Annotated in this window: 17 protein-coding genes; 10 read left to right on the top strand and 7 right to left on the bottom strand. The window is 72.2% G+C overall.

The genetic code is table 11. The annotated features are described in order from the left end of the window. Positions 1-16 precede the first annotated feature (16 nt). The 4 genes from ACX80K_RS10350 to ACX80K_RS10365 are packed head-to-tail and all read right to left on the bottom strand — an operon-like array spanning position 17 to position 4,431. Entirely contained in the window at positions 17-1,114 is a 1,098-nt protein-coding gene (locus ACX80K_RS10350) for an AAA family ATPase (RefSeq protein WP_459271786.1), read from the bottom strand. Beyond that, positions 1,111-2,349, bottom strand: a complete 1,239-nt coding sequence (locus ACX80K_RS10355) for a DUF4350 domain-containing protein (RefSeq protein WP_459271787.1) — start codon at positions 2,347-2,349, stop codon at positions 1,111-1,113. Before ACX80K_RS10355 ends, ACX80K_RS10350 begins: the two co-directional genes overlap by 4 nt. Then, complete coding sequence (locus ACX80K_RS10360) at positions 2,346-3,002, bottom strand: DUF4129 domain-containing protein (protein ID WP_459271788.1); 657 nt, start codon at positions 3,000-3,002, stop codon at positions 2,346-2,348. The genes ACX80K_RS10355 and ACX80K_RS10360 overlap by 4 nt, the downstream gene beginning before the upstream one ends. Before the next feature lie 43 nt (positions 3,003-3,045). Then, positions 3,046-4,431 carry a proline-rich domain-containing protein gene (locus tag ACX80K_RS10365; protein WP_459271789.1) on the bottom strand — a complete coding sequence of 462 codons (1,386 nt, stop codon included), beginning with the start codon at positions 4,429-4,431 and terminating at the stop codon, positions 3,046-3,048. 310 nt (positions 4,432-4,741) lie between these two features. Here ACX80K_RS10365 and mtrA point away from each other — a divergent pair, with 310 nt between their 5' ends. The 7 genes from mtrA to secA all read left to right on the top strand — a co-directional run bounded on the left by mtrA (position 4,742) and on the right by secA (position 15,037). Next, positions 4,742-5,419, top strand: coding sequence for an MtrAB system response regulator MtrA (gene mtrA, locus ACX80K_RS10370; RefSeq protein ID WP_459271790.1), 678 nt, complete (start codon positions 4,742-4,744; stop codon positions 5,417-5,419). Beyond that, entirely contained in the window at positions 5,388-7,199 is a 1,812-nt protein-coding gene (gene mtrB, locus ACX80K_RS10375) for an MtrAB system histidine kinase MtrB (protein ID WP_459271791.1), read from the top strand. Before mtrA ends, mtrB begins: the two co-directional genes overlap by 32 nt. Next, entirely contained in the window at positions 7,186-8,955 is a 1,770-nt protein-coding gene (locus ACX80K_RS10380) for an LpqB family beta-propeller domain-containing protein (protein WP_459271792.1), read from the top strand. The genes mtrB and ACX80K_RS10380 overlap by 14 nt, the downstream gene beginning before the upstream one ends. A 61-nt stretch (positions 8,956-9,016) precedes the next feature. Beyond that, positions 9,017-10,057 carry a ComF family protein gene (locus ACX80K_RS10385; RefSeq protein WP_459271793.1) on the top strand — a complete coding sequence of 347 codons (1,041 nt, stop codon included), beginning with the start codon at positions 9,017-9,019 and terminating at the stop codon, positions 10,055-10,057. Between the two features lie 105 nt (positions 10,058-10,162). Next, positions 10,163-10,897 carry a ribosome hibernation-promoting factor, HPF/YfiA family gene (gene hpf / locus ACX80K_RS10390; protein WP_459271794.1) on the top strand — a complete coding sequence of 245 codons (735 nt, stop codon included), beginning with the start codon at positions 10,163-10,165 and terminating at the stop codon, positions 10,895-10,897. 94 nt (positions 10,898-10,991) lie between these two features. Next, entirely contained in the window at positions 10,992-12,209 is a 1,218-nt protein-coding gene (locus ACX80K_RS10395; RefSeq protein WP_459271795.1) for a winged helix-turn-helix domain-containing protein, read from the top strand. A 119-nt stretch (positions 12,210-12,328) separates the two neighbouring features. Beyond that, the gene (gene secA / locus ACX80K_RS10400; protein ID WP_459271796.1) at positions 12,329-15,037 is read left to right on the top strand and encodes a preprotein translocase subunit SecA; all 2,709 of its coding nucleotides are present in this window, start codon (positions 12,329-12,331) and stop codon (positions 15,035-15,037) included. Here the strand turns inward: secA and ACX80K_RS10405 are convergent, their stop codons facing one another. Both ACX80K_RS10405 and ACX80K_RS10410 read right to left on the bottom strand, forming a co-directional pair. Continuing rightward, positions 15,038-15,673, bottom strand: coding sequence for an Rv3235 family protein (locus ACX80K_RS10405; protein ID WP_459271797.1), 636 nt, complete (start codon positions 15,671-15,673; stop codon positions 15,038-15,040). It lies immediately after the preceding gene. A gap of 168 nt (positions 15,674-15,841) precedes the next feature. Then, entirely contained in the window at positions 15,842-16,762 is a 921-nt protein-coding gene (locus ACX80K_RS10410) for a LysM peptidoglycan-binding domain-containing protein (protein WP_459271798.1), read from the bottom strand. Between the two features lie 118 nt (positions 16,763-16,880). On the opposite strand from ACX80K_RS10410, the gene ACX80K_RS10415 reads away from it, so the two are divergent. Continuing rightward, positions 16,881-17,438, top strand: coding sequence for a hypothetical protein (locus ACX80K_RS10415; protein ID WP_459271799.1), 558 nt, complete (start codon positions 16,881-16,883; stop codon positions 17,436-17,438). 89 nt (positions 17,439-17,527) lie between these two features. On the opposite strand, the gene ACX80K_RS10420 is transcribed toward ACX80K_RS10415, so the two are convergent. After that, positions 17,528-17,755, bottom strand: coding sequence for a helix-turn-helix domain-containing protein (locus ACX80K_RS10420; protein ID WP_459271800.1), 228 nt, complete (start codon positions 17,753-17,755; stop codon positions 17,528-17,530). Between the two features lie 182 nt (positions 17,756-17,937). On the opposite strand from ACX80K_RS10420, the gene ACX80K_RS10425 reads away from it, so the two are divergent. Together ACX80K_RS10425 and ACX80K_RS10430 are read left to right on the top strand one after the other, a co-directional pair. Beyond that, complete coding sequence (locus tag ACX80K_RS10425) at positions 17,938-18,591, top strand: CpaB family protein (RefSeq protein ID WP_459271801.1); 654 nt, start codon at positions 17,938-17,940, stop codon at positions 18,589-18,591. Then, positions 18,588-19,910 (top strand): AAA family ATPase, encoded by a 1,323-nt coding sequence (locus ACX80K_RS10430; RefSeq protein ID WP_459271802.1) that lies wholly within the window; start codon positions 18,588-18,590, stop codon positions 19,908-19,910. The genes ACX80K_RS10425 and ACX80K_RS10430 overlap by 4 nt, the downstream gene beginning before the upstream one ends. The last annotated feature ends 31 nt before the right edge of the window (positions 19,911-19,941 follow it).

Raw genomic sequence — 19,941 nt, forward strand, 5'->3', positions numbered from 1 at the left:
TAGGGACGGGTTGGCGCTACCGCGGGACGGGGACGGTGCTGAGGATGCCGCCGAGCACGTCGTCGACGTCCACGCCGTCCATCTGCGCCTCGGGCCTCAGCGCCACGCGGTGCCTGAGCGCCGGGAGCGTGAGGGCCTTGACGTCGTCGGGGGTCACGAAGGACCTGCCCGAGAGCCAGGCCCAGGCGCGTGACGTGGTCAGCAGGGCCGTGGCACCGCGGGGGGACACCCCGAGCTGGAACGACGGCGAGGACCGGGTGGCCCGGGCGATGTCCACGATGTACGCGAGGACCTCCGGGGCGATCGCGACGCGCGCGACTGCTGCGCGGGCGCGGTCGACGTCCTCCGTACCGGCGACGGCCCGGACACCCGCGGCCCCGAGGTCGCGGGGATCGAAGCCGACGCTGTGGCGGCGGATGACCTCGATCTCGTCGTCGCGTCCCGGGAGGGGCAGCGTGAGCTTGAGCAGGAAGCGGTCGAGCTGCGCTTCGGGCAGGGGGTAGGTGCCCTCGTACTCCACCGGGTTCTGCGTGGCGGCGACGATGAAGGGGGCGGGCAGGCGGCGCGAGACGCCGTCGACCGAGACCTGGCGTTCCTCCATCGCCTCGAGCAGGGAGGCCTGCGTCTTCGGCGGTGTGCGGTTGATCTCGTCGGCGAGGAGGATATTCGTGAAGACGGGGCCCTCGCGGAAGGTGAACTCACCGGTCTTCGACTCGTAGATCAGCGATCCCGTGATGTCGCCCGGCATGAGGTCCGGCGTGAACTGCACGCGCTTCGTGTCGAGGTCCAGCGCGGTGGCCAGGGTGCGCACGAGGAGGGTCTTGGCGACGCCGGGCACGCCCTCCAGCAGGACATGCCCGTCGGCCAGGAGGCCGATGAGGAGCCCGGTCACGGCCGCGTCCTGGCCCACGATCGACTTCCCGACCTCAGCGCGCACCCGCAGGAGCGCGGCCCGCGCCGTCTCACCGTCGCTGTCCGCCTCGCCGGACGTCCGGCCCGGGACCTGGCCCGAGGCCTGGTCCCGCTCCGCGACGCGCACCGCCTGGTGGGCGCCGGGAGGGTCGGCGGGCGGCGCCTGCGCGGACGCGTGCTGCCGGTCGACGGAATCGTTCATGGTCGAATCTCCTTCTCGAGGTCGAGGATCTCCTGTGCCCAGAGCACAAGCTCGCGTTCGGTGGTCGGGGTGTGGCCGAGCAGCCGCTGCTCGAGGTCGATGCGGGGCCGCCCGCCGTGGCGGGCTGCGGCGTCGATGATCTCGGCCGGCGGGGCGGAGCGGTCCACCCGGAGCCGGCGGGCCATCCGGGTGAGCGCCGCCGCCCGGAGGGTCGCCGCGGCATGCGCCACCGACCGGGAGTCCTGGTAGAGCCGGGCGCGCCCCTCCGCCGTCTCGGCCGCGCGGACGACGACGGGCAACGGCTCCACTGCCAGCGGCCCGAGGCGTCGGCTCTTCCAGGCCATGGCGAGGACTCCGCACACGAGCAGCCACACCAGGAGCGGGTCCAGCCACGGGGGCAGGAGGGTCCGCGGGTCGATGCCCTCGCCGCTCGAGGCGATGTCCGCACCGGTGGGCTCGTACCAGACGAGCGTCGGTTCGGTCCCGAGCGCCCGCAGCGCGAGGGCCGCGTTGCCCTCGTCGACGATCGACTCGTTGGACAGGATCGACGGGGCCCCGAGGACGGCGACGGACCCGTCGGAACTCGTGGTGTACAGGCCGCCCGGGACGCCGTCGATCGTGGTGGGGAAGCATTCGACGGCGCCCGTGTAGGCCGTCCCGGTCGCGGAGAGCGTGCCCGCGGCCCGGGCGGCGTCGTCGGCGCACTCCGCGGCCAGTACCGGCGGGTCGCCGAAGTCGAGGGGTGCAGGGCCGAGCAGCGTGAACTCCTCGTCCAGGGCCGTCAACTGCCGGGCGCCCGGTCCGGCGAGGACCGTGCGCTCCGACGCCTCCGCCAGTTCGGCGATCTGGGTGGCGCTCAGGTACTGCCGCGCGTCGTTGAGCAGGAGCGTGGCGGGCCCCGCGTCCAATGCGTCGAGCGCCGTGCGGAACGAATCGACGCGGACGACGTCGACGCCCCGGGCAGCGAGGACCTCCGCCACCGCCCGAGCACCCGAGGGCGCGGGATTGCCGGGGGAGAGCGGTCCGTCGTCCTCCTCCGGGCCGGGCAGGAGGTTGAGCAGGACGATCACCGCGAGGACGACCGCTCCCACCAGCAGGGGCAGGGATCGCCGGAGGCGGCGGCGGGCGGTCTCCAGCGCGCTCCCGCCGTCGCCCATGACCTCGACCCGCGGCGCGCCCGCCGTCCCCCCGTGCGGCGGGGCGGCGGACCCCGCCGCGGGCTGCGCGTCCCTCATCGTGGTGCCGCCGGAGTCGTGGTGCTCCCGGCTCCGGGCCGCTCGGTGAGGAACCGCGCGTCGACGTCGGCGGCACGCCGGTAGTCGTCCGCCGTGGCCGTACCGCTGCCGTAGTGGGTCTCGTTGAAGAGGTCGGCGAGCCAGGTGATGTCCGGCGCCAGGGACGGGGACGCAGACCCGAGCTGCCCCGCCGCCTCGGACGCCGTCCTGCCGGGTTGCTCGTCGACGACGACACGCTCCTCCGCCGACCGGATGACGGCGCGGAGCAGTTCGGCCACGGCCCCGTTCCAGTCCTGGTCGGACGCGAGCGCCGCGGACCGGCGGCGGTGGTGCTCGGCCGGGCGCCGGGCGCCGTCGTCGAAGACCGCGGCCTCCTGCTCCTGCCCGCGCGCGTTGAGGCGCGGCCTGATGAGCACGACGGCGACGACGACGAGCAGCGCCGCGCCGAGGGCGATCACCAGGGTCCCGGGCCCCGGCGCCAGGCCGCCCACCCCGTCGAGGAGCCTGCCGATGCTGCGCAGGACGTCGGCGAGGAGGCGTTCGAAGATGTTGGGCTGGGCCTCGACGTAGGCGGGTCTGGCCAGCTCGTCCTGCAGCAGCCGACGGGCCTCGTCCGCGTCCGGTGCGACCACCGCGCGCGGGGCGGCCCTCATGAGCGGCGCCGCCCGGGCGCCGGCGGAGCGGCAAGGCTCCGCGTCACGCAGGTGCTCCCGGCTGGTGGCCGAACGAGGTGCCACCGGGCACGACGTCGCTCGGCCCCGGTCCCGCCTGTTCGTGCTCGCGCATGAGGACGACGTCGAAGCCTTCGCGGCGGATGCGGAGGTCGACGTACAGCAGGGAGGTCACGCCCGCCTGGAAGGCGTAGCCGATGGCCGAGAAGAGGGCCGTGATGGCCTGCGTGGCGAGGAGCACGGGCAGCGAATCGAGGACGTCGGGGGTGGCGGAGGCCGTCGATCCGAAGCCGACGATCAGCGAGACGGCGAAGGTGAGGGGTGCGGAGATGACGGACGCGATGATCGACACGATGATGCTCGTCAGCAGGACGATGCCGAACGTCCGCCACCAGGTGCCGCGGGTGAGTGCCCACGACCGCTTCACCGACGTCCACGGTCCGGTCCCCTCGAGCATGAGGGCAGCGGGCGCGACCACGATCTTGATGCTGACCCACACCAGCAGGGCCACGGCGCCGAGCACGAGCGGCACGATGACGAGGGCCGAGTACTCCTCCAGCCCCAGGACCGCCAGCGCCGAGATCCCCACCACGAGGACGAGGCCCACGAGGCCGGCCGCGAAGGAGAGGAGGCCGAACCCGAGGAGCGGGAGGATGCGGCCGCGCGCGAGCCGCCAGGCCTGGCCGAAGGACGTCCGCTGGTCGATGACGGCCCGGGCGATCGGGACGACGAGGATGCCCTGCAGGACGAGCAGCGCCGCAGCGGACACCACGCCCGACACGGTGGCGACGACGCCGAAGCCGGCGACCGCCGCGATGATGCTGTCCGGTGTCGGGTTCTCGGCCTCGAGCGCCTCGAAGGACGAGAGGACGTTCCCCAGCAGGAGGACTGTCACCAGCGCGACGACTGCCTGCAGGAGGATCGCGATGCCGAAGGTGGCCAGCGGATTCTTCCGGCACGCCTGGAAGGCACCGTCGAGGATCTCGCCGAGTCCCAACGGCCGGAGCGGGATGACGCCCGGCTTGGGGGGCGCCTGGTACAGGGGGCCCGGGGGGAACGGCCGGCCGCCGTAGGGTCCAGCCGCCGGGCCCGGTCCCCAGCCGGCGGGTCGGCCGCCCTGGTTCTGCGGCGGGTGGGGGGTGCCCCAGCCGCCGGGTCGGCCGCCCTGGTTCTGCGGCGGGTAGGGGGTGCCCCAGCCGCCGGGTCGGCTGCCCTGGTTCTGCGGCGGGGGAGGGGATGGCCAGGACTGCGCGGGCCGGCCGTGTGTGGCCTGAGTGGGAGCGCCGGGGGGTTGCCACTCCGCCGGTGCGGCGACGGGCCGGGCGGGTCCGTCGTCGCCGTGTCCGCCCGGTATGCCCGGTACGCCTTCCGGCGTCCCGTCGTCCTGCTGACCCTTCACCTGATCGCTCATGGCGTCCCCTTGGTCGATGCTCCGGAGAGGTCCGTCCGCAGCTCCCCTCCTGCATCATAGGCCGGGTGCCCCCGCCTGCCACCCGCTCGCCGGTCCGTCTGTCACCCGCGCCTGCCGGTCCGGTGGCCGGTCCCGTCGTCCACCGCGCCCACCCCGATCCCGCCGTGCTCCCGCACGGGTCCCGGACGGCTCCCCGGGGCCGCTCCCCGATCGCTCGTGCAGCGCTCCTCCATCGCCCCTGCATCCCTCCCCACGCAGCGCACGGTGGGGCTGATGGGACTTTGCACGCCCGATGGGACAGTATGGGGGTATGAAGGCTCGCATACTGGTCATCGACGACGACGAGGCCCTGTCCGAGATGATCGGCATCGTCCTCCGCAACGACGGATTCGACCCCGTCTTCTGCGCCGACGGCGCAGCTGCGCTCGGCGTATTCCGCTCGACGCAGCCCGACCTCGTGCTGCTGGACCTGATGCTGCCGGGCATGGACGGCATCGAGGTGTGTCGCCAGATCCGCAGCGAATCGGATCTCCCCATCGTGATGCTGACCGCGAAGTCGGACACGTCCGACGTCGTCCGGGGCCTGGAATCCGGAGCCGACGACTACGTCCCCAAGCCGTTCAAACCGGCCGAACTCGTCGCCCGCGTGCGCGCCCGGCTGCGGCCGGCGGAGTCGAAGGCCCCGGAGACGCTCCGGATCGGTGACGTGGGCATCGACGTCGCCGGTCACGAGGTCACCCGGGCCGGCGAGCGGGTCTCGCTGACCCCGCTCGAGTTCGACCTGCTCGTGGCCCTGGCGCGGAAGCCGTGGCAGGTGTTCACCCGCGAACTGCTCCTCGAACAGGTCTGGGGCTACCGGCACGCCGCCGACACCCGGCTCGTCAATGTCCACGTGCAGCGGCTGCGCTCGAAGATCGAGCGTGATCCCGAGGCACCCGAGATCGTCCTGACGGTGCGTGGTGTCGGCTACAAGGCCGGACAGGGCTGACGCGGAGGGCGCGGCGTTCCGCGCCCCCGGTCCCGGCGGTCCTCCGGCGGACGGTGCGTCACAGCTACCCGACGGTGTCGCGTCGCCGCCCGCCGGCCGCCGACTGCAGGACGGGGCCGATCGCGTCCGTGCCTCGCTCCGCGCCGTCGCACGCAGCTGGCGTCGATCGCTGCAGTTCCGCACCGTCGTCGCGACGATGCTCCTCACCTCCGTCTCCTTCGTGGCCGTCGGAGGGTTCCTCTCCAACCAGATCGCGAGCGCGCTCTACGACGAGCGGTTCGACCAGTTCAGCGCGGAGGCCCGTTCCGCCCTCATCTCCACCAAGGCCGTCTTCCGGGACTCCTCGGCGACGGACCGGGACACGACGAGCCGGCTGGTCCTGGACTCCGTCAACGCCATCGTCGGGAGCAGGACGAACGCGCCGCGCCAGGCCATGCTGGTACCGATCGCCGGCGGTGAAGGGCTGTTCATCCCGACGACGGTGACCCAGGACGGGGCGACGGCGGGCATGCTCCCGGACGACCTCCAGCAGGCGGTGGCCGGGGGCCAGGACGTGTACTGGGCGCCGATCACCATCCCCGTGACGCAGGACGGTGATCCGGACGCGCCCGGCATCGCGTTCGGCACGCAGGTCCAGCTGCCACCCGACCGCAGCCCCTACGCCCTGTACGTGTACTACGACCTCTCCTCGATGCAGGCCACCCTCGACTACATCCACGGCGTCCTGTGGCTGGCGGGTGTCGTCCTCCTGCTCGTCATCGGCGGCGTCACCTGGTACGTGACGCGCAGCGTGGTGCTGCCGGTCGGCCATGCCGCGTCCGTCTCGGAGAAGCTCGCGGCCGGACAGCTCCAGGAACGCATGGAGGTCACCGGCGAGGACGAGGTGGCCCGGCTCGGGGCCTCCTTCAACCGCATGGCGGGGAACCTGCAGGACCAGATCACCCAGCTGGCCCAGCTGTCGCAGATGCAGCAGCGTTTCGTCTCCGACGTGTCCCACGAGCTCCGGACGCCCCTGACCACGGTGCGGATGGCGGCGGAGGTGCTGCACGATGCGCGCGACGAGTTCAATCCCGTGAACAAGCGGTCCGCGGAGATCCTCTTCGATCAGGTGGAGCGCTTCCAGGCGCTGCTCGCGGACCTGCTGGAGATCTCGCGGTTCGACGCGGGAGCCGCCGAGCTGGAAGCGGAATCGGTCGACATCGTACAGCTCGTCCAGCACGCGATCGACGGGGCTCGTCCGCTCGCCGACAGGCTCGGCACCGACCTGTCCATCGTGTCCGCCGGATCCCGGTGCATCGCCGACGCCGATGCCCGCCGCATCGACCGGATCCTGCGCAACCTGATCGTCAACGCGCTCGAGCACGGCGAGGGGCGGCCCGTGGAGGTCCACATCGCCTGCAACCCCGAGGCCGTCGCCGTCGCCGTGCGCGACCACGGGATCGGGATGACGCCGCTCGAGGCCTCCCGCGTGTTCGACCGCTTCTGGCGGGCGGACCCCGCGCGTGCCCGGACCACGGGGGGCAGCGGACTCGGGCTGTCGATCGCGACCGAGGACGCACGGCTCCACGGCGCCTGGCTGGAGGCGTGGGGCCTGCCGGGCGAGGGCGCGTGCTTCCGGCTGACCCTGCCGCGGCACAAGGGCGCCGAACTGGCGGCGTCGCCCCTGGCCCTGCCGCCCGCGGCGCCGGAGGGCCGGGTGGAGGCCGCAGCAGTGGAGTACCGGCACGCAGCACCGGACGGCACCGGGACCGAAGCGAGGGAGAGCAATGCGACGCAGTAGGACCAGGCTCGGCGACCGGGCCACCGGCCGGTCACATCCCCCCACCTCCACCTTCGGCAGGACGCCCGGGGCGCTCGTCGCCGCCGTGCTGGTGATGTGCCTCCTGGTGCTCACGGCCTGTTCGGCGATCCCCACGAGGGGACCCGTCGGAGTGATCCCCGCCGCCGAGGCGGAGGTCGACGCCGTCGCGCCCGCCTTCGACCCGGAGGGCCCCGCCCCCGGTGCCACGCCCGAGAGGATCCTGCGTGATTTCATCACCGCCGGGACGGGGGCCGGCGACGGGTACAGCGTGGCCCGCCAGTTCCTCACCACCGAACTGGCGAAGACCTGGAAGCCCGAGGAGAGGATCGTCCTGTTCCGGTCCGATCCGCGCGTCGAGAAGCGCGAGACCGAGGGGGTCTACCAGATCCAGCTGGAGACGACGGGGACCGTCGACTCGCGGGGCCTGCGCACGAACAGCATGCTCCCCGCCCCGGAGACGCTCGGCGTCCGGATGGTGCAGGTGGGGGGAGAGTGGCGGATCGACGAGATCCCGGACGGCATCATGCTCGCCCAGAGCAGCGCCCGTGACCTGCTGATCTCGCACAACCTCTACTTCTACAGCAGCAACTACCGCTACTGGGTCCCGGATGCCCGCTGGTTCGTGCGGCGGACCGGCGTGACGGCCAGGATCGTCGGCGCCATGCTCGCCGGCCCGGCCCCCTACCTGCAGGGCGCCGTGACCAGCGCCTTCCCCGAAGGGGTGACGCTGGCGCGGGACTCGGTGCCCATCACGTCCGGCACGGCGTCCGTCGAGTTCTCGTCGGAGGTCCTCGAGGACGCCACCAACCTCGGCCTGCAGCAGATGAACCAGCAGCTCAGCGCCAACCTGCTCGGCCTGAACGACGTCACCTCGGTGGAGATGACCAGCGGTCAGCCCATCGAACTCGGTGATCCCGCCCCGGACCTCGTGGTCCCCGAACTGACGCCCGACGTCGGGGGGGAGCAGGTCGCCGTCGCGGACGGGGAGCTGGTCCGCGTGCGCAACGGCGCCGTCGTCCCGATCGACGGCATGCCCACCGTCGCCGAGCTGAAGCCGCGCACCCCCGCGGCCTCGGTGTCGGGGAGTGCCTACGCCTTCGTGGACGAGGGCGGGACCACGCTGTTCGTGACGGCGCCGGGCAGCGAGGCCCGCGAGGTCGTGACGGGGACCGGGCTGACCCGGCCCTCCTTCGACCCGGAGAACTGGGTCTGGACCAGCAGAGCCTCCGGAGGGCGCAGCTCCATCCTGGCCGTCCCGCCCGGCGGGACGGAGGAGAACGCGGCAGTCCTCGCCGCCGGCTGGCTCGGCGACCGCAGGGTGGAGGAACTGCGGATCTCGCGGGACGGCTCGCGGCTGCTGATCGTCGCGGACCGCGGCGGGACGAGCGAGCTGCTGCTCGCCGGGATCACCCGGTCGGCGGACGGGACGCCGCAGACACTCACGACGCCGCTCGCCCTGCCCGTGGCGGGGACCATCGACACCGCCGCCTGGGCGGGGCAGAGCACCATCGTCGTGTCCTCGCTGGCCGCCGACGAGGAAGCGGCCCCGGTCATCCTGCAGCTGGACGGTGAACAGGAGACCATGGCGGCCCTGGCAGGGGTGCAGGGCATCAGCGCCGGGTCCGACGCGGAGGACACGCTCTACGCGCAGGCCGGCGGCACCCTGTACCGCCGCATCGGCAGCAGCTGGGTGGACGAGCAGCTGGACGTCCGGGACCCGACGTTCCCCGGCTAGGGATGTCCACATAGGGGACCCCGCGGACGGCCGCCCGGTTCCGGCATGATGCGCTGGAGGCATGCGCTCCACGCCTCTCGCCCGCCTCCTCGACGGGCTCGTGTTCGGCCGGGCCTGCCAGCGGGCGGCCCGCGCGCTGTCGGCCTTCGCGGCCCTCGTCCTGCCGTCGTCGTGCGTGGTCTGCGGCCGGTGGGACACCTCGCTGTGCCCGGGGTGCCTCGGTGCGTTCCGGCGGGCGACGGCGCGGCCGTTCCGCGCCGAGGCGGGGGCGGAATCGCTGCCCGACGTGGAGTTCCTGGCGCCGGGGGAGCGGAGGGGGGCCGGAGCACCCGGGCGCGGTCGCCACCCGCCGGGTGCAGGCGCTCCCGCCTTCGGTCCGCTGCCCGTCCTCGCGGCGGGCCGGTACGGCCGCGCGGTGTCCGTGGTGCTGCTCGCGTTCAAGAACCACGGGCACGTCGATCTGGCGGTACCCGTCGCGGCAGCCCTCGGCGGTGCGCTCCACGCCGCGGCCGGGGCGGCGGCCCCGTCGTTCGCCGGGCCCGTCCTCCTGGTGCCCGTGCCCACCCGGGCGTCGTCGCGCCGCAGGCGCGGCTACGATCCGCTGATGCTGCTCCTGTCGCGCCTCGACCGGAGCGGCCGGCTGCCGGCGGCCACGGTGCTCGCCCCCGCGGTCCGGCAGCTCCCGGTGACCCGGCGGCTGACGGCCGCCCTCACGCGGGGCGGGGTGCCCGCGCTCCTCCGCACGGCCTCGGCGGTCCTTCCCGGTCTGCGCGGAGGGCAGAAGGGCCTCGGCCGGAGGCGACGGCGGGCCGGCGTGCTGGATTCCATGGGCACCGCCGGACACGCGGGCAGGGCGCTCGTGGGGCGGGACTGCCTCATCGTGGACGACGTCCTGACCACGGGCGCGACGATCGGCGAGGTGCACCGTGTGCTGGCTGCTGCCGGTGCGCGGGTCCTCGGGGCCGTGGTCATCGCCGCGACGTCCCCGCCCGCCGGAGGGGATCCCGGGACGGCCCCCGGAGCAGGGGATGGTGCCTCTCGGGCACCCGACGGGCTACCGGAAGTTCGAGAGCGTCGGAGGGTGAATAAAGGACAGGCGTGAACTACCGTGATGAGACGGGTACCCAGAGATGGGCCGTACCCGTCGGCGGCGGCTCTGCTCAATGCCTCGGCCGCCGTCGTGTCACCTAGCGATGTGGAGGGCACCATGGAATTTGTCATCAATGGTCGAAACCTGGCGGTATCGGACCGTTTCCGTGAGTACGCGACGGAGAAGATCGACAAGATAGAGCAGCTCGGCGACAAGGTGCAGCGCGTCGACGCGAAGATCACCAAGGAGCCCAGCGCGCGCATGGCGGACACCTCGCTCACGGTCGAGCTGACCGTCCTCTGCCGGGGCCCGGTCGTCCGGGCCGAGGCCTCCGCGGCCGACAAGTTCGCGGCCTTCGACCTCGCCTACGCAAAACTCCTCGAGCGCCTGCGCCGGGCGCGGGACCGGCGGAAGGTCCACCACGGCCGGCACACCCCCGTGGCCGTCCGCGTGGCGACCGCCGACCTCGAACCCGCCGATCCGGCCCAGCCCCTCTACCTCGAGACGTCGAGCATCGAGCCGACGACCGACCAGCCCGCCGCGCAGCCCGACGAGATCGACGCGTACTCCTCCCCGGACGACGTCCCCGCGGGCGATTCCCCCGTGCTGATCCGCCGCAAGGTCTTCTCCGGCATCCCGATGACCCTGGACGACGCCGTCGACAACATGGAGCTCGTCGGTCACGACTTCTACCTCTTCGTCGACTCCGCCACCGGCGCGCCCTCGGTGGTCTACCGCCGGCAGGGATGGACGTACGGCGTGATCACCCTCGACTCGAAGTGCGCCGAAGGCACCGAGGAGCCCCACGAGGAACTGCTCGCCTACCGGGCCAGGGAGGCCGCCTCCGCCTAGGCACCACCGCCAGCGGGAAGCGCCCCTGCGCTCCCCGGAACCCGATCGCCACTGCCTCCGCGCCGCGCGCGGAGGCAGTGCCGTGCAGGAGACCATGCCACCTCTGCCCCTCACGACCGCCCAGGCCAGGCGCATCCTCCTCGCCGCGCAGGGCCTGCACCGCCCGCGCATCGAGGCGCCGTCGTCGCGCCGTGCCGTCAACTCCGCCGTCCAGCGACTGCAGGTGCTCCAGCTGGACTCGGTCAACGTCCTCGCCCGGTCCCACTACCTCCCCCTGTTCTCACGCCTCGGCTCCTACGACCCGGCGGACCTCGACGCCCTGTTCTCCCGCGGACCGCGCAGGCTCGTCGAGTACTGGGCCCACGAGGCGAGCCTCGTCCCCCCGGAGCTGTTCCCGCACCTGCGGGTGTGGCAGCGGCGGACGTGGATGGGGGCCGCGAGCATCCCCGCCGACGAGAGGGACGCCCTCGAGGCGGGTATCGGCGAGGTCCTCGGCCACGGCACGCCGCTGACCGCGGCCGGCATCCAGCGTCGGCTCGGCGCGGACACCGCACGACCTCCGGACGGCTGGGGATGGCGCTGGACGGCAGCCAAACGGGTCCTGGAGGACCTGTTCGCGCGGGGTGAGATCGGGTCGGCCGGCCGGACGGCCCAGTTCGAGCGCCTCTATGCCCCCATCGCCTCGGTACTGCCCGACGCGGCACTCGCCGTGGCCGAGCCCGACCGCGCCGAGGCCCTCACCGTGCTGGCGGGGCGCGCCGTGGGGGCGCTCGGCGTCGCGCCCGCCCGTTCGGTCGCCGACTACTTCCGGACGCCGGTGCGCGAGACGCGGGCGGCACTCGACGGTCTCGTGCGCGACGGCGCCGTGCAGGCGGTGTCCGTCGACGGCGGCGCGGAGGCCTGGTACCTCGACGCGGCGGCCACCCTGCCGCGGCAGGCCCGGGGGAGGGCCCTGCTGAGCCCGTTCGACTCCCTGGTGTTCGATCGGGGGAGACTCGACCGGCTCTTCGGCGTCCACTACCGCATCGAGATCTACACCCCTGCGGAGCGGCGGGTCCACGGCTACTACGTGCTGCCGTTCCTCCTGCGGGATGCCATCGTGGCGCGCGTGGACCTGAAGGCCGACCGCGCCACGAACCGCCTGATGGTGCAGGCGAGCCACATGGAGCCCGGTGCCCCCTCGGACACGGCGGCCGAGCTCGCCGACGAGCTGCGCCTGCTCGCGCGGTGGCTGAACCTCGCCGACGTCGTCGTCGCGGACCGGGGTAACCTCGCGGGCGCGCTCACCGCGCAGGTCGGCAGGCTACTCTGAGCGGACACGTGGTGCGGCGACGTCGGTCCCTGCCGGGGAACGAAACCGGGGCACCGGACGTCACTCACGTAGACTAGAGACGCCATCTTTGGGCAGCATCAGATTGGGAGCAGATACCAGTGCCATCACTTCTTGAACGAGTTCTACGCACCGGCGATAAGAAGACACTGAAGCGACTCCGGAACTACGCTGACGCGATCAATGTCCTCGAGGACGAATTCCGCGAGATGTCCGACGCAGAGCTGCGGGGCGAGACGGAGCGGCTGAAGAAGCGCTACGCCGATGGCGCCACCCTGGACGACCTGCTGCCGGAAGCGTTCGCCGCCGTGCGCGAGGCCTCGAGCCGGACCCTGGGCCTCCGCCACTTCGACGTCCAGCTCATGGGCGGCGCCGCCCTCCACCTGGGCAACATCGCCGAGATGAAGACCGGCGAGGGCAAGACCCTCGTCGCGACAGCCCCCGCCTACCTGAACGCCCTGACCGGCAAGGGCGTGCACGTCGTCACGGTCAACGACTACCTCGCCGAGTACCAGTCGGACCTGATGGGGCGCGTCTACCGCTTCCTCGGCCTGACGAGCGGGTGCATCCTCTCCAAGCAGGACCCGGCCATGCGCCGCGAGCAGTACGCGGCCGACATCACGTACGGCACCAACAACGAATTCGGCTTCGACTACCTGCGCGACAACATGGCGTGGAGTGCCGCCGAGCTCGTGCAGCGCGGACACAACTTCGCCATCGTCGACGAGGTCGACTCGATCCTCATCGACGAGGCCCGCACGCCGCTCATCATCAGCGGCCAGGCATCCGGTGACGTCAACCGCTGGTACAACGAGTTCGCGAAGGTGGTCCAGAAACTGGCCATCGAGGCCGACTACGAGGTCGACGAGAAGAAGCGCACCGTGGGCGTGCTCGAGGACGGGATCGAGAAGGTCGAGGACTACCTCGGCATCTCCAATCTGTACGAATCCGCCAACACGCCGCTGATCGGTTTCCTGAACAACGCGATCAAGGCCAAGGAGCTGTTCAAGCGCGACAAGGACTACGTGGTCCTCAACGGCGAGGTCATGATCGTCGACGAGCACACCGGGCGGATCCTCGCCGGCCGGCGCTACAACGAGGGCATGCACCAGGCCATCGAGGCGAAGGAGGGGGTGGAGATCAAGGCGGAGAACCAGACCCTCGCGACCGTCACCCTCCAGAACTACTTCCGCCTGTACGAGAAGCTCTCGGGCATGACGGGCACCGCCGAGACCGAGGCGGCGGAGTTCATGTCGACGTACAAGCTCGGCGTGGTCCCCATCCCGACCAACAAGGACATGGCCCGCCAGGACCTGTCCGACCTCATCTACAAGAACGAGGTCGCCAAGTTCGACGCCGTCGTCAAGGACATCATCGAGCGCCATGAGACCGGTCAGCCGGTCCTCGTCGGCACCACGAGCGTGGAGAAGAGCGAATACCTCTCGAAGCAGCTCGCGAAGGCGGGAGTCCGCCATGAGGTCCTGAATGCGAAGAACCACGCGCGCGAGGCCGCCATCATCGCGCAGGCCGGCCGGAAGGGTGCCGTCACCGTCGCCACCAACATGGCCGGACGAGGCACCGACATCATGCTCGGCGGGAACGCCGAGTTCAACGCCGTCGCCGCCCTGGAGAAGCGGGGGCTCGACCCGGCGGACAACCCCGACGAGTACGAGGCCGAGTGGCCCGGCGCCCTCGAGTCGGCCAAGGACGCCGTGAAGGCGGAGCAGGACGAGGTCCGCGACCTCGGTGGCCTCTACGTGCTCGGCACGGAGCGCCACGAGTCGCGGCGCATCGACAACCAGCTGCGCGGCCGGTCGGGACGCCAGGGTGACCCGGGACGGTCACGCTTCTACCTCTCGCTGACCGACGATCTCATGCGGCTGTTCAACTCCGGCGGGGCGGAGCGCATCATGAACAGCGCCACCATGCCGGACGACGTCGCCCTCGAGTCCAAGCTCGTCTCGAAGGCGATCGAGAACGCCCAGGGCCAGGTCGAGGGCCGCAACGCAGAGCAGCGCAAGAACGTGCTGAAGTACGACGACGTCCTGAACCGCCAGCGCGAGGCGATCTACGGCGACCGCCGCAGGATCCTCGAGGGTGGGGACCTCAAGGAGAAGGTCCAGTTCTTCCTCGAGGACGTCATCACGGCGATGGTCGACGAGGCCACCGAGCAGGGTCACGGCGACGACTGGGACTACGAGCTGCTGTGGACGAACCTCAGGACCCTCTACCCGATCACGCTGACCGCGGACGAGGTCATCGAGGAGGCCGGCGGCACGTCGCGGCTGACGCGCGACTTCCTGCACGGGGAGATCCTCTCCGACGCCAGGCTCGCCTACCAGGCACGCGAGGAGGCCCTCGGCGAGCAGACCATGCGTGAGCTGGAGCGCCGCGTCGTCCTCTCGGTGATCGGCCGGAAGTGGCAGGAGCACCTCTACGAGATGGACTACCTCAAGGAGGGCATCGGCCTGCGGGCGATGGCCCAGAGGGACCCCCTCGTCGAGTACCAGCGCGAGGGCTTCATCCTCTTCCAGGCGATGATGGAATCGATCCGGGAGGAGAGCATCGGCTACCTCTTCAACCTCGAGGTCGAGACATCGGCACCCGCGCAGACAGGACTCCCGGGCGTGACGGACGGGCGGAACGTGGTGCAGGCCCCGACCATCAGGGCCGCCGGGCTCGACGCCCCGGCCAAGCCCGCGACGCTCAACTTCATCGCGCCCAACGCACAGGGCGAGGCGGAGGTGCACGTCGAACGCAACAGGACGCAGGCGGCGCCCGCGGGCGGCAAGAAGGCCAAGCGCAAGTAGTCAGCCGATCTCCAGGGCGGTCACCCGCCATGCTCCGCGCCGTCGCTCGATCCGAAGAGCGACGGCGCGGACCCGTTTCTGGTCATAGGCGACGACCGACGCCTCGTAGATGCCGGGGCCGACGGAACATACCCGTGCGGAGCGGACGATGATGTGGCGGTGCGCCCGGGGCAGGGCGATGCCCCGGCCCACCGGGGCATCGTTGATGCAGCGCACGAGATTCGCGCGCAGGTGGAGCCGCTCGTAGTTCTCGGGGTCGAGCCAGCGCGCCATCTGCTGGAGGGGTCGGGACCCGCCCAGCACCTCGAGCGCCCCCTGTGCCACGGACCGCGCGATGCCGGAGATGCGGCGGACGGCCTCGGCGTCCGTATCCGTCCAGGGTGCTTCCCGCCGGCGCCCGTCCTCCTCGAGGACTCCGGCCCCGTCGGGGCGGATCTCCTGCACGGCACCGCCGGGGGTCGGTTCCCGGGTTGCGCTGTCGGAGCGGGCGAGGTCCGGCGGGTCGGCCGGAGGCCGGGGTCCGACGCCGCGTGCAGCCCCTGCGGCCGGTCCGGGTGGCGGCGCCAGGGAGCCGGGGACTCCGGCGTCGGCGGGTCGGATCGTCACGGTGTCGGCGAGCCGGGTTGCTGCAGGCATGGTGTGTCCTCTCGTGAGGTGTTCACGGGCTTCTGCGGGGTTCACGCGGTTTCGACGCGACCAGCGGGTTCCACGGTGGTCGTGGCATCGCGGCGGACATCCGCACGTGCGGTGAAGCCGTGGCGCCGTCGCCGGGACGTGCACCGGAGCCGGAACCGCCCGTCCTGTTCAGCGCAGGGGAGCAGCCAGGACCTGACCCGGTATCAGCAGGGACGGATCCTGCCCGATCACGGCGCGGTTGGCCTCGTACCAGGCCGGCCACGATTCGGCCACCTCCGCCGCGGTCGCGAGCGGCCCCAGACGGGCGGCCACGATGGACCACAGGGAGTCCCCCGGAGCGACGACGACCTCGGTCCTGCCGGCCGTCGGCCTGGTCTCCGGCCGGACCAGGAGTCCTCCGTCGACGGGCATCGGGGTCGGCTCCCAGGCGGGCGACACCGGGGCGGCGACGGACACCGGCGGCGACGGCGGTTCGGCGGATCCCGGGGAGGCCCGCGCCGCGGGTGCCGCGGCCGGGCCCGCCGGGTCCGGAGTGCCCGTCGGCTCCACGGTGCCCGAGGGCGCGGTCGAGGGTACGCGTCGCCCGGATCCGTCGGCTGCCCGTTCGAGGACGGTCGTCGGCGACCAGGAGGGCGAGCCCGGGGGAACCTGCACACCGGGGTCCACCGCAGCCCCCTCTCCGGCACGCGGGACGTCGGTCCCGTCCGCTGCGGCTGCTCCGGCGACGGGAGCGACGCTGCCGGCGGGCGATCCGTGCGGCGCGGCCTGCCCCGCGGCGGGCACGGCGAGGAGGTGGACTCCGAGGAGAGCGGCAGCGATCCGGCGCAGGACCGCAGGGGTACAGCGGCGGGCGAGTGCTGCCGCGGACGACGCACCGCGGCGCTCGAGCAGTTCGGCGAGGACGGCCGCCACGAACGCGAGCACCCAGAGACCCACGGTCCCGACGCCCAGGGCCGACAGGACGACGCCGACGGTGCGGTCCATCCCCGGCGGTCCCTGCGGCGCAGCGAGCAGGGACCGCCCCGCCGCCACCATCACCCCGCCGCATGCGAGGACCAGGCCGGCCTGTACCGCATCGGTGCTCTTCATCGTCGCTCCCCTCGAGCAACCAGTTTGAGCCGTTTTAAAGTCGTTTGTCTATATTTGACCCAGTTTAATTTCCTCGGGGGTCATTGACGTCGGGCTGGGTGCCTCCTACGTTGGGGGGATGCGCTGGGATGCCCTCTTCGACGATTTGGAGTCGCAACTGGAAGCGGCCACCGCCGCCGGCCTGGAGAGCGAGATCAGGGAACGGACCCGCGTGGAACAGTCGCGGCTGACACTGGGCCAGAGACTGCTCGGTTCGGTGGGCACCCCCGTCCACGCCTCCACCTCCGGCGGGCGTTTCCTCTCGGGCACCCTGACGCACGTCGGATCGCAGTGGATCTCGCTGGCGGTGGAGGGGCGGTCGGTCATCGTGCCGCTCGCGTCACTGCAGTCCCTCCGTGGACTGGGACGCGGAGTGGGTCAGGTGCCGTCGGGCGTCCGGACGAAGCTCGGACTGGGCGCCGCCCTGCGGGCACTGTCCCGTGACAGGGCCCAGGTGTCGCTGTGGCTGGGGTCCACGTCCCGCCATGCCGGAGTGATCGACAGGGTCGGGGCGGACTTCTTCGAACTGGGGCTGGTGGCCGCCGGCGACGAGAGGCGCGCAGCGGCTGTCCGCGACGCACTCACGGTGCCGTTCGCGGCGATCGATGCGCTCGAGTCAGCGGCCTCTCCGGAATGAGCAGAGGACCGATCCGGCAGTGACACCGTCGCGACCGACGCCGTCGGGGCTACCGGACCGCAGCGGGCAGGCACCGGAACACCTGCCCGTCAGAGGACAGGTGTACTTTCCGTATCGTTCCGCAGGGCGGAAGCGGTCTTCTCGTAGGCCTTCGCGATGTACTCCTCGAGGATTCGCGTCTCCACGCGCCACTGGCCCCGGCCGCCCACCTGGATGGCCGGCAGTTCGCCGGACCGGACGAGGGCGTAGGTCTGGGATGAACTGATGTTGAGCACCTCGGCCACATCGGCGAGGGTGAGGAAGCGGCGCTCGGCCACGGGTCCGCCTTTCCTGGTACTGCGGGTAGATGTCCAGTCTGCCACCGGCGGTGCCGATCGGAGCTGATTTCCACACTTCGACCTGATTTGCCCCCGATCGGTTCCCTTCGGCCCCCCGCTGGGCCAGAATGACAGGACTGAGCAGCCCGATCGGGCGGCACCGGTCTGGTGGGGGGACGACAGTGAGCACCGATACGCGCGCCCGACTGCCCGGCGAGGCCCCGCGGCTGAAGAAGCCGTCCTGGAAGGATCCCCGCCTCCTCGTCGGGCTGCTGCTGGTGCTCGCCTCGACGGCCGGTGTCATCGCGCTGCTGGACAGCCAGGACACCACCACGGAGGTGTACTCGGCGCGCAGGGACATCCCGGTCGGTTCCGCGCTGTCCGCCGAGGACCTGGTGGCCGTTCCCGTCCGCCTGGGTGAATCCGCCGGGGCATATCTGCCCGTCTCCGAGGGGATCCCGGACGACGCGGTCGCCACGAGGCTGGTCACGCAGGGCGAGCTGGTCCCGTCCGCAGCCCTCGGGAGCGCGGACGAGCTCGGCCGGAAGCCCGTGGGACTCTCGGTCGAGGACCCGCTCCCCACCGGGACGGCCGCCGGCGACCGCGTCGACGTCTGGGTGTCGCTCAGGACCGACGCGAACACCTACGAGGAGCCTCTGCTCCTGCTCGAGGCCGCCGAGGTGGCGGAGCTGACGGTGGGGGAGTCGGCCCTGGGCGCTCGTGCCTCGACGCTGGTCCAGGTGCTGGTCGACGACGAGGCGATGCCGGACCTCCTCGGTGCCCTGTCCAACGACGCGCGCATCGCCGTCGTCCTGAACCCCGGTGCCGGTTCGTGAGCATTCCCGTCATCACGCTCGGAGCCGAGGCGAGCGCCTACGTGCCGGGGCTCGAGCAGCTGCGCGGCCCGGTCACGGTGGTGCGCCGCTGCCAGGACCTGCCGGAGCTCGTCGCCGCCTGTCAGACCGGGCTCGCACGTGCGGCCGTCATCGCGCCCGGAACGGCAGGGCTGACAGCCTCCCTGGTCGACCGCCTGCGGTTCGCCGGGGTCGCCGTCGTCGCGCTGACGGACGGCGCACCGATCACGGACGGCATCGCCGGGGTCGAGTACGTGGGCTCGGCGGTCGGGCCGGAGGTGCTCGCCGAGGCGGTGGCACGGGCCGTCGAGAGGATCGGCGACGGCTCCGGTCGCCCACAGGGATCCCTCGCCTACGCCGACCCGCTGCACCTGCCGGAGACCGCCTCGCCCGCACCCGTCGCACCTGTCGAAGGGCCTGGGGACGGGAGGATCGTGGCGGTGTGGGGACCGTCCGGCAGCCCGGGGCGTACCACCGTCGCGGTCAACATCGCCGCGGAACTGGCGGCGGCCGGCGGGTCGGTCCTGCTGGTCGACGCCGATACCTACGGCGCGAGCATCGGGGCGTCGCTCGGGCTGCTCGACGAATCCGCAGGCCTCGCCCAGGCCTGCCGGATCGCCGACCAGGGCGGCTTCTCCGGCTCGGCGCTCGGCCGGGTCGCCGTGAGCGTCGCCATCAAGGGCGGGCGCTTGCGTGTCCTGACGGGCATCACGCGGCCGGACCGCTGGCCCGAACTGCGTCCCGCAGCCCTCGGGCAGGTGCTCGACGCCGCCCGTTCCCTCGCGGACGTCACGGTCGTGGACTGCGGGTTCTGCCTCGAGGCGGACGAGGAACTCAGTTTCGACACCCTCGCGCCGCGCCGCAACGGCGCAGCGCTCCGGTGTCTCGAGGCAGCCGACGCGGTCATCGCGGTCGGGGGAGCCGACGCGATCGGCGTCCCGCGCATGGTCAAGGCCCTCGCCGAACTCGCCGACAGGGTGCCGACCGCCGTGCCCCGCGTCGTCTTCAACAAGGTACGGGCGCCGGCGGCGGGGCGCGCCCCGGAGGCGCAGTTGCGGGAGGCATGGGAGCGTTTCGGCCCGGTGACGCCGATCACCGCCTTCCTGCCGGTCGACCACGCGGCCGCCGACCAGGCCCTGCTGGCGGGCACGGCCCTGCTGGAGACGGCGCCGGCCTCCGCGCTTCGAATCGCCATCGCGGACCTCGCCGAGGTGCCCGTCGGCGAGAGGCGGCGCCGGCCGCTGGGACGGCGCCTGCGCGACGTGAGATTTCCAGGCAAGCCGGATAGGCTTCCCCGGTAAGAGGTCGCAATGACGCGGCCTTTCATTTCGT

This window comes from Arthrobacter sorbitolis (assembly GCF_054510995.1).

What these genes read in the sequence shown, in the direction of transcription:
- ACX80K_RS10350 (WP_459271786.1), bottom strand. Translation starts at nt 1,114, where the DNA reads ATGAACGATTCCGTCGACCGGCAGCACGCGTCCGCGCAGGCGCCGCCC.
- ACX80K_RS10355 (WP_459271787.1), bottom strand. Translation starts at nt 2,349, where the DNA reads ATGAGGGACGCGCAGCCCGCGGCGGGGTCCGCCGCCCCGCCGCACGGG.
- ACX80K_RS10360 (WP_459271788.1), bottom strand. Translation starts at nt 3,002, where the DNA reads ATGAGGGCCGCCCCGCGCGCGGTGGTCGCACCGGACGCGGACGAGGCC.
- ACX80K_RS10365 (WP_459271789.1), bottom strand. Translation starts at nt 4,431, where the DNA reads ATGAGCGATCAGGTGAAGGGTCAGCAGGACGACGGGACGCCGGAAGGC.
- mtrA (WP_459271790.1), top strand. Translation starts at nt 4,742, where the DNA reads ATGAAGGCTCGCATACTGGTCATCGACGACGACGAGGCCCTGTCCGAG.
- ACX80K_RS10380 (WP_459271792.1), top strand. Translation starts at nt 7,186, where the DNA reads ATGCGACGCAGTAGGACCAGGCTCGGCGACCGGGCCACCGGCCGGTCA.
- ACX80K_RS10385 (WP_459271793.1), top strand. Translation starts at nt 9,017, where the DNA reads ATGCGCTCCACGCCTCTCGCCCGCCTCCTCGACGGGCTCGTGTTCGGC.
- hpf (WP_459271794.1), top strand. Translation starts at nt 10,163, where the DNA reads ATGGAATTTGTCATCAATGGTCGAAACCTGGCGGTATCGGACCGTTTC.
- ACX80K_RS10395 (WP_459271795.1), top strand. Translation starts at nt 10,992, where the DNA reads ATGCCACCTCTGCCCCTCACGACCGCCCAGGCCAGGCGCATCCTCCTC.
- ACX80K_RS10405 (WP_459271797.1), bottom strand. Translation starts at nt 15,673, where the DNA reads ATGCCTGCAGCAACCCGGCTCGCCGACACCGTGACGATCCGACCCGCC.
- ACX80K_RS10410 (WP_459271798.1), bottom strand. Translation starts at nt 16,762, where the DNA reads ATGAAGAGCACCGATGCGGTACAGGCCGGCCTGGTCCTCGCATGCGGC.
- ACX80K_RS10415 (WP_459271799.1), top strand. Translation starts at nt 16,881, where the DNA reads ATGCGCTGGGATGCCCTCTTCGACGATTTGGAGTCGCAACTGGAAGCG.